Genomic DNA, 2,705 nt, shown 5'->3' with positions numbered 1-2,705 from the left:
GTGGTCGGGGCGCGGAGGGGTGGGGGCGGCCGTCGGGCCGTTCCTCGGGGGATGGCTGGTGGACGGGCCCGGCTGGCGCTGGGTGTTCCTGCTCAATGTGCCGCTGGCCGTGCTGTGTGTGCCGGTGGCGCTGCGACACGTACCGGAATCGCGGGACGGGCGGGAGCACGGGCGCTTCGACGTGGCGGGCGCGGTGCTGGGCGCCGCCGCCCTCGCGTTCTTTACGTACGCACTGATCGAGGCGCCCGGCGGTGCCTCGGGCGAGGTCGTGGGAGCGGCGGTCACCGGCGTCGTCCTCGGTGCGGTGTTCGTGGGGGTCGAGCGGCGGCGGGCCGATCCGATGCTGCCGCCGGACATCTTCGCCTCCCGGCAGTTCACCGCCGTCAACCTCGTCACGCTGTGCGTGTACGCGGCGTTCGGCGGGTTCTTCTTCCTCTCCGTGCTTCAACTCCAGGTCGTGGTCGGCTACTCGGCACTCCAGGCCGGGACCGCCCTGCTCCCCACCACCGTGCTCATGCTGCTGCTGTCCGCCAGGTCCGGGGAGCTCGGGCAGCGGATCGGGCCTCGTATCCCCCTCACCGTCGGCCCGTTGCTGTGCGCGGCGGGAATGCTGCTGATGCTGCGGGTAGGGGCAGGGGCCTCGTATGTACGGGACATCCTGCCCGCCCTGCTGGTGCTGGGGCTCGGCATGGTGACGCTCGTCGCCCCGCTCACTGCGACGGTCCTCGCCTCTGTCGACACGGGGCGGGCCGGGCTCGCCAGCGGCGTGAACAACGCGGCGGCCCGCGCCGCCGGGCTGATCGCGGTCGCAGCGCTGCCCCTGCTTGCCGGGATGGGACCTGAGGCGTACCGCTCGGCGGCCGAGTTCGGCTCGACCTTCCGGCGGGCGATGCCGATGTGCGCGGGCGTCCTCGTGCTCGGCGCGCTGATCGCCTTCGGCACGGTACGCAAGCCCGCACCGGACTGCAGGCTGCCCGAGTCCCGGGTGCACTGCGCCGTCGCGGCTCCGCCGCTCGAATCCGGACGGGCCGGACGAGCCGGAGGCGCTGGAACGTCCTAGAGACGTACGGCCTTTGCCGCAGAGCGAAAAACGTTCAAGGTTCACCAATAGGCCACCATCAGTGATCAGATGGCCCTCTTGAAGGCCGTCTTCACGGAAGACTCGCCGCTGAGCAACAGATCCCGCTCGTACATACGAACCCTGATGAGCAACGTCAGCGACGGGCAGAACTGGGGCGTCGGTGCCGCGGGTTCCCCCACCGCCACGCCGGTGCTCAAGAACGGCTGGCCGGCACGGGAGACGACTCACCTCTGGGTGGTCAACAGTGTGGGCATCGTCGAATACACGGGGCACACACTGCTCGTGGTCGTTCTCACGGACGGCCAGCCGACACTGGAGACGGGTATCTCGCTCGTCGAGCAGACCGCGACGACACTGGTCCACGCCCTGGTGGACGGCGCCTGACCCCTCCGCCCCGGCCGGTACGGTTCCTTCTTACGGCGGCGTCTCAAACCCGCCCTCCCCACGCCGAAAAGGACACCGGATGAGCGCACGTTTCGAGGAGATCGACTGGCGGCCCACGCCCATGGGCGAGATCAGCCTGCGGCGTCGGAAGCACCCCGTGACAGGGGAGGACGTGTACGAGGTGAAGCTCGGTGACGAGTATCTGATGTCCAGCCTCTTCACCGAGGGGGAGGTCGAACTGACCCGGCTCGGTCTGACGAAGGCGCCCGCGGGGCCCCTCGATGTCGTCGTGGGCGGCCTCGGACTCGGGTACACGGCCCGGGCGGCTCTGGACGATCCTCGGGTGCGTTCACTGATCGTCGTCGACGCCTTGGCCGACGTGATCGACTGGCACCGGCGCGGGCTCGTACCGCTGGGTGCGGGCCTGTCCTCGGACCCCAGGTGCCGTCTGGTACGCGGGGACTTCTTCGCGATGGCCGCGGGAAGCGCCGCGGCCGGCGGACCAGTACCTGCGGAAGAATCCACCGACGGTACCCATGACGGTGCCGCCCCCCTGGGACTGGATCCGGAGGCTCCCGGCCGCCGTTTCCACGCGATCCTGCTGGACGTCGACCACTCACCGCGCCATGTGCTGCACCCCGGCCATGCCGCGCTCTACCGCCCGGAAGGCCTGACGGCGCTGGCCGAACTTCTGCAGCCCGGGGGCGTATTCGCGCTGTGGTCGAACGACCCGCCGGACGACGAGTTCGGTCTGGTGCTCGCGGAGGTCTTCGCGGAGAGCGCCGCGCACGTGGTGGAGTTCGACAATCCACTCCAGGGCGGGACAGCGACCAACACCGTCTACGTCGCCCGCAGGCGCGACGTCTGAGAGCAGGCGGGCTCTCCCCTGCCGACCTTGTGAGGCCCCCTGCCGCCGACCCTGACACGGGGGCCTGGCGAGGGGGTCTGGCAAGGTGCCTGACAGGCCAAAATCGGCCACAACCCATGAAGACATATTTGATTCAAGGTCCCTTAATTCCCTTTCTGCGTTGAAAGGTTGAACAAGTGGGGGCAGGGTTGACGTGCAGCGATGCGATTCGCCCACCTGCCCTTACAGAACCTTTAGGCATTCCCTGCACGACTATTGACCCCGACCGTGCGAGCAGGCCAGCATCTGCCTCTGGAGAGCGCTCTCCAAATGTGTTCCTCCCCCAACCGAGGAGAACAGGCTCATGCGCACGACTCCCGCACAGTTCGCGCC

The 2,705-nt window shown here is 68.9% G+C and carries 3 protein-coding genes; all 3 read left to right on the top strand.

Going from position 1 to position 2,705, the window contains the following annotated elements:
* Window positions 1-1,060: MFS transporter (locus tag J0695_RS39385; RefSeq protein ID WP_206969653.1), on the top strand; the 1,060-nt coding region annotated here is incomplete at its 5' end.
* A 144-nt stretch (window positions 1,061-1,204) separates the two neighbouring features.
* Complete coding sequence (locus J0695_RS39380) at window positions 1,205-1,465, top strand: hypothetical protein (protein ID WP_206969652.1); 261 nt, start codon at window positions 1,205-1,207, stop codon at window positions 1,463-1,465.
* 79 nt (window positions 1,466-1,544) lie between these two features.
* Complete coding sequence (locus J0695_RS39375) at window positions 1,545-2,333, top strand: polyamine aminopropyltransferase (RefSeq protein WP_206969651.1); 789 nt, start codon at window positions 1,545-1,547, stop codon at window positions 2,331-2,333.
* Window positions 2,334-2,705: the final 372 nt, after the last annotated feature.

It is taken from the genome of Streptomyces beijiangensis (genome assembly GCF_017315755.1).
Lineage (GTDB): Bacteria > Actinomycetota > Actinomycetes > Streptomycetales > Streptomycetaceae > Streptomyces > Streptomyces beijiangensis.
This window is presented reverse-complemented; position numbering and strand designations above follow the sequence as displayed.

Excerpts from the sequence above, each read along its gene's own strand:
- J0695_RS39380 (WP_206969652.1), top strand. The coding sequence starts at position 1,205 with ATGAGCAACGTCAGCGACGGGCAGAACTGGGGCGTCGGTGCCGCGGGT.
- J0695_RS39375 (WP_206969651.1), top strand. The coding sequence starts at position 1,545 with ATGAGCGCACGTTTCGAGGAGATCGACTGGCGGCCCACGCCCATGGGC.